This is a genomic window from Massilia sp., assembly GCF_046293535.1.
Classification (GTDB): Bacteria; Pseudomonadota; Gammaproteobacteria; order Burkholderiales; family Burkholderiaceae_D; genus Telluria.
Genome location: NZ_JBKBOV010000080.1, coordinates 1 through 6,246 on the forward strand (window position 1 = coordinate 1; position 6,246 = coordinate 6,246).

Sequence of the window (6,246 nt, forward strand, 5' to 3'; positions counted from 1 at the left end):
TTGTGAACATTTGATAATTTAAGTAATCACTGACCGAAGCCAGCGGCACCCTCATCAAACGCCCACACTTATCGACTGTTGATTGTTAAAGAACCAGTGTTCTGTACTACCTTGCTGCACCGTTCGAAGCGTTGTGTTCGTCAGCAGCAGAGAAGTGAGATTATGCAGTGTTTCGCTAAAACCGTCAACCCCTCGTTTTCGCTTCGTTGCAGATTTAACTGCCGGGCGTGCCAACGTAAGCATTTGATTACGTTAACCTTTTTAGACCGTGCCGAAGCGGAGGCGAACTATAGCAAACCTTCACCCCGGAGCGCAAGTGGTCCGCACGCTACAGGTGCTGTGCCATTCGCCGCGCTCGAAGCTGAACGCCACCGGCAGGAAGCGGGCGATCACCTCGGCATTGGTCAACGCGTGCGTGCTCACGGTCGACAAGGTGAAGCGCCCGCCGCCCGCCAGGGCCAGGGGCAGCATCAACTGGTCGGCAAGATGCTCCCCGACCGCCGCGCCGGACGCGATATAGGCGCGCGCCTCCTTCAGCGCCTGCCCGGCGACGGCCTCCGCCCGGAGCATCTTGGCGCCGAAGCCTGCGAACACTTCGGTGACATGCTCGTGCTCGAGCGTCAGCAGGATGGCATTGCCAGGCCCCCGTTCGCCCGGCAGGACGTTCAGCCGCAGGTTTGCGTCGTCCCACCCCATCTTCTCGCGGACGCAGGCAAGCTCGCGCTCGCCGACGCTGGCAGGAATCCCGGCGACCAAGGCTTCGGCATACGCCGCGCGGCGCTCGCCGCGCGCGAGCAGCTCGATGGGTTGCAGCCGCGCGCAGGGCGTGACCGCGGCCAGGGCGATGCCGCCGCCGGCCGGATAGAAGCCGTGACGTTCCAGGCTGAAGTCGATCTGCGCACCCATCCTTTGCAACAGCGGACGGTAGGCACGCTGGAGGAACTGCAGCGGCGGCGCCATGTCGTTGTGCGTGCCGCCGGTGACACGGATCGTGGAGGGTGTGCGCGCATGCAGCAGCGCAAGCGCCAGGGTCTGCAGGACCAGCGTGCAGCTGCCCGCAGTGCCGATGGCGAACTCATAGTCGCCGCCGGCGATCTCGCCGGGCACGAAGCTCAGCTCGGAGGAACCGAGTTCGGCGCCGGTCACACGGGCGCCGCTGATCCGCGCCGCCGCCTGGACCGCGACCAGGTGCTGACGCATCAGCCCCGGTTTCTGGCGGTTGGCGCGGATACGCGTGATGCGAAAGGGCCGGCCGGTCACCATCGACAGCACCAGGGCGCTGCGCAGGATCTGCCCGCCGCCCTCGCCGGCGGATCCATCGAGTTCGATCATCCCCGCTCCTCCCTCACCCCTTGACACACACCACCTGCTTCAAGGTGTGCACGACTTCGACCAGGTCGCGCTGCGCATGCATGACGGCGTCGATGTCCTTGTACGCCATCGGGATCTCGTCGATCACGTTGGCATCCTTGCGGCACTCGACGCCCTCGGTGGCCCGCAACTGGTCGTCCAGCGTGAAGCGGCGCTTGGCCTCGGTGCGACTCATGGTGCGCCCTGCCCCGTGGCTGCAGCTGTGGAAGCTGTCGGGATTTCCCTTGCCGCGCACGATGAAACTCTTCGCGCCCATCGAACCCGGAATGATGCCGAGCTCTCCCTCGCGCGCCGACACCGCCCCCTTGCGGGTAACCAGCACGTCCTGGCCGAAGTGCCGCTCCTTCTGCACGTAGTTGTGGTGGCAGTTGACCGCTTCCACATGTGTCTCGAAGGGCTTCCGGATGACGGTGCGCACGGCCGCGATCAGATTCTGCATCATGACTTCACGGTTCATGCGCGCGAACTTCTGGGCCCAGCTCACGGCCTCGACGTAATCGTCGTAGTGCTCGGTGCCTTCTTCGAGATAGGCCAGGTCCTGGTCCGGCAGGTTCATCGCGTGGCGACGCATGTCCTTCTTGGCCAGCTCGATGAAATAGGTGCCGATCGCATTGCCGACCCCGCGCGAGCCCGAGTGCAGCATGAACCAGACGAAGCCGGCTTCATCCAGGCAGACTTCGACGAAGTGATTCCCGCTGCCGAGCGTCCCCAGGTGGCGGTAGTTGTTCGTGTTCTTCAGCGAGGGCGTCTTCAGGCAGATCGCATCGAACCCGTCCTTCAAGGCCATCCAGGCCGCATCGACGGCCGCCGGCGGCGTTTGCCACGAGCCTTCGTCACGTCCGCGGTGGCCGCGGGTCTTCGGCGACATTCCGTGCGGGATCGCGCGCTCGATCGCGCTGCGCAGGCCGGACAGGTTGTCGGGCAGGTCATTGGCGCTCAGGGTGGTCTTGGCGGCCATCATCCCGCAACCGATGTCGACCCCGACCGCGGCAGGGATGATCGCGCCCAGGGTGGGAACGACGCTCCCGATCGTCGAGCCCTTGCCCAAGTGGACGTCCGGCATGACGGCGATGTGCTTGTAGACGAAGGGCATGCGGGCGGTATTGGCCAACTGCCGCTTCGCCGCTTCTTCGACCGGCACGCCTTCGGTCCACATCTTGATCGGGCGCCCTCCGTCGACGTCCATGCTTTCGTAATTTTTCTTTTCCATAGTGTCCTCTAGTTGGTAAAGCGATGGCTGCGTCTGAGTGGAGTGCCGCATCGCCCTCCTCTCTATTGCAAGCGGCGTGCCAAGGCCCACGCGTGGGCGCTACTGATGCCGTAAGCCATTGATTTCTTTACCGTTGGCCACTTTAAATAAAATATATATTGTCTGAAACTTCATTTCCAACTGCCGTGCTAATCTATACGTCAGGATAAAGGCTTATAAATGAAGAAGAAAACGGTGGTCATCGGATTCGTCGGCACCATGCTCGACAGTGGCAAGGGAAGTGCACGCTGGGAGAAGTGGCGCCCCAGTATCGCCCTGACCCAGCACGAGGACCTGCTGGTCGACCGCTTCGAGTTGCTCCACGACGCATCCGCCCAAGGCCTGGTCGAGCAGGTAGTGGCCGACATCGCGGCCACGTCGCCAGAGACCAAGGTGCTGTCGCGCGAGCTCAGCCTGCGCGACGCATGGGATTTCGAGGAAGTGTATGCCGCGCTCTTCGACTTTGCCAAAAGCTATCCCTTCGATCCCGAGCGCGAAGACTACTGGATCCACATCACGACCGGCACGCACGTGGTCCAGATCTGCATGTTCCTGCTGACGGAAGCCCGTTTCTTCCCCGGCCGCCTGGTGCAGACCTCGCCGCCGCGGCGCCACGGGCCCGGGGAGCCGGGCACCTATGCGCTGATCGACCTCGACCTGTCGCGCTACGATCAGCTGGCCCAGCGCTTTTCGCGCGAACGGGTGGAAGGCGTCGCCTTCCTGAAATCGGGAATCGCCACCCGCAACGCGCGCTTCAATGCCATGATCGACGAAATCGAGCGGGTGGCAATCAAGTCGAAGGCGCCGATCCTGCTGATGGGACCGACCGGCGCCGGCAAATCCTTCCTGGCGCGCCGGGTGTACGAGCTGAAGAAGGCGCGGCATCAGATCGACGGCAAGTTCATCGAGCTGAACTGCGCGACCGTGCGCGGCGAAACCGCCGCTTCTACCCTGTTCGGTCACGTCAAGGGCGCCTTCACCGGCGCCGGTTCGGATCGCCCCGGCCTGCTCAAGAGCGCCCACCGCGGCTTGCTGCTCCTCGACGAAATCGGCGAACTCGGTCTCGACGAGCAGGCCATGCTGCTCAAGGCGATCGAGGAAAAGCGTTTCCTGCCGATGGGCGGGGATACCGAAGTACAGAGCGATTTCCAGCTCATCGCCGGCACCAACCGCGACCTGTCCGAAGAAGTCGTGGCCGGACGCTTTCGCGAAGACTTGTATGCGCGAATCAATCTATGGACTTATGTCCTGCCGGGACTGCGCGAGCGGCCGGAAGACATCGAGCCGAACCTGGATTACCTGCTGGCCCAGGTCGGCGCCGAGAACACCGAGATGGTGCGCCTGAATCGGGAAGCGAGAAACTGCTACATGCACTTCGCCACCTCGAGCGAGGCCCTGTGGTCCGGAAATTTCCGCGACCTCCTGGCTTCGGTCACGCGCATGGCGACGCTGGCCGATAGCGGCAATATCACCGAAGCGATCGTGCGCGGCGAGATCGAGCGGCTGCGGGGCTTGTGGCAGCGCGTCCGGCGGCCGGCCCAGGATGCCGGCGTCGCGCTGTCCGCACTGGTCGGCCACGAGGCGGCGGCGGCGCTGGACCTGTTCGATGCGGTCCAGCTGGCCAAGGTCATCGAGGTTTGCCGTCAGTCGAGATCGCTATCGGACGCGGGAAGAAAACTGTTCAGCGTATCGCGTGAAGCCAAGGCGAAACCGAACGACGCCGACAGGCTCAGGAAATACCTGAACCGTTTCGGCCTGGAATGGGATGCGGTCATCGAAAGGCCTTGAGCTTCACGCATTTTTTCGGGACTGTGACGGTGAAGCGACTCGAGCTTGCGCGCAGGCGGATTGTGCTTGGCATCGGCGCCGCCATGTCCCATAGTGGTTTCAAGAGTGCGCTCGCGAGCCGCCACGGGCATCGCCGAGCCGATCCGGCATATGTGAGTTGACGAACAGATGAGGTTTCTCTCAGCCGGATAATCCCTTGTGCGACGTCAATCGAATCTGATTGAACCGTGCCCTGACACGATGGTCGAAGCACGTCGGCTGCATGACGCAGCGGGTATGTTGAACTGGGCTGCATTCACCAGCCCGAAGCTCTGGTATCGGGGGGAGCGCGACGGTGGTGGATGTTGGCCCAGCCGTACAACGTACCGGTGGCTTCGACGCATAAGGCAAGGGCGCGCAAGACAGCACGCCATCCACTGGGGCGCGGTGTCGCACAGCTGGGAACCTGACGGGGAAACCGGTCGGGCAGAAGCCTCGGTTTTTGACCGGGGCTTTTTTTTGGACCAGCGGCTTGCAGCAGTCGTGGCGAAAAAAGCAAAAAAGCCCGCAGAGAGTGAGGATCCGTGACCTGATCGGCTAATTTGTAGCCACAGCGATTGTTAGTCTTCGATTTCAGGCAGCCCGTTCCTGGCGCCGCTCACGCCCGACTGCAGCCGGTGTGCGGTTGCCAAGCGCGGAGTGCGGGCGCTCATTGTTATAGAAGTGCCGCCATTTCTCAATGATCAACTTGGCCTCCTGCCGGCTGACAAACCATTCCCGGTTCAGACATTCATCGCGCAGTTTGCCGTTGAAGCTCTCGACGAAGCCGTTTTGCCAGGGGCTGCCTGGCTTGATGTAAGCCGGCCCGATATTCTGGTCGCGCAGCCATTTCATGACGGCCGTGGCGGTGAATTCGGCACCGTTGTCCAAGCGGATGAAGGCCGGCTTCCCATAGATGCGCATCAGCCTGGACAACGTCAGGATGACGTCCTGGCTGCGCAGCGATTTGCCGACCTCGATAGCCAGGCATTCGCGCGTGTTCTCGTCCAGGACGCACAGCATCTTGAGCGGCCCGCCGTTCGCCAGTTGGTCATGCACAAAGTCATACGTCCACACGCCGTTCGGCGCAGTCGAGCCGGGAATACGGATGTCGCTGCCACAGCGGCGTTTCCTGGGCCGGCGCTTCGGCAGATTCAATCCCAGCCTGTTCCACAGCCGCCATACACGGCTCACCTTCGTGTCCGTCATCACGGCAATGCGCCGATAACCAAACCGCGGATAGCGGCTCGACGCTTCAATCAGTTGGGCTCCCAGCGCCTGATCCTTGGCTGGCTGCTTGAGCTCGTAATGCGTCACACGTCGACTTACCCCGGCAAATCGACAGGCAGCGCGTTCGGATAAACCTTTGCTCTTCAGGATCTCTAGCGCTTGCCTTCTGGCTGCCGGGGTTACCATTTTTTTCCGGCGATCTCCTTCAATCCTTCGATCGCCAGCAACTGCTCGGCCAGGAGTTTCTTCAGCTTGGCATTCTCGGCTTCCAGATCCTTCAGCCGGCGCGCTTCAGGCACCGTCATCCCGTTGTACTTGTTGCGCCAGCGGAAAAAGGTCTGTTCGGTGATGTTGTGCTTCCTGCAGAGATCCCGGATGACCACGCCGTCGACCTCGGCCTGGCGCAGGATCCCAATGATCTGCTCTTCGGTAAAACGTTTCTTCATCTAGCCTCCATGTACAAAAATAATGATCGGCTCTGAAAAAATGTAGCCAGTAACAACGTTAGTTTTCGGCGAAACTATCCTTGGAAAGGGGTTTTGCATGAAAAGAAAACGGTTCGCGGTCGAGCAAATCGTCGCGGTGTTGAA

The 6,246-nt window shown here is 61.8% G+C and carries 4 protein-coding genes; 1 reads left to right on the top strand and 3 read right to left on the bottom strand.

Translation table 11 applies throughout. The features are described from left to right. Nucleotides 1-300: 300 nt before the first annotated feature. Nucleotides 301-1,332, bottom strand: a complete 1,032-nt coding sequence (rtcA, locus tag ACK4S9_RS22965; RefSeq protein WP_409730227.1) for an RNA 3'-terminal phosphate cyclase — start codon at nucleotides 1,330-1,332, stop codon at nucleotides 301-303. A 13-nt stretch (nucleotides 1,333-1,345) separates the two neighbouring features. Next, nucleotides 1,346-2,581 (bottom strand): RtcB family protein, encoded by a 1,236-nt coding sequence (locus ACK4S9_RS22970; protein WP_409730229.1) that lies wholly within the window; start codon nucleotides 2,579-2,581, stop codon nucleotides 1,346-1,348. Between the two features lie 219 nt (nucleotides 2,582-2,800). Here ACK4S9_RS22970 and rtcR point away from each other — a divergent pair, with 219 nt between their 5' ends. Beyond that, complete coding sequence (gene rtcR / locus ACK4S9_RS22975) at nucleotides 2,801-4,408, top strand: RNA repair transcriptional activator RtcR (protein ID WP_409730231.1); 1,608 nt, start codon at nucleotides 2,801-2,803, stop codon at nucleotides 4,406-4,408. A gap of 612 nt (nucleotides 4,409-5,020) precedes the next feature. On the opposite strand, the gene ACK4S9_RS22980 is transcribed toward rtcR, so the two are convergent. Then, a protein-coding gene (locus tag ACK4S9_RS22980; RefSeq protein WP_409730233.1) for an IS3 family transposase occupies nucleotides 5,021-6,102 on the bottom strand; the annotation gives its coding sequence in 2 pieces (ribosomal slippage) (nucleotides 5,021-5,853 and nucleotides 5,853-6,102; 1,083 coding nt in all). Between the last annotated feature and the right edge of the window lie 144 nt (nucleotides 6,103-6,246).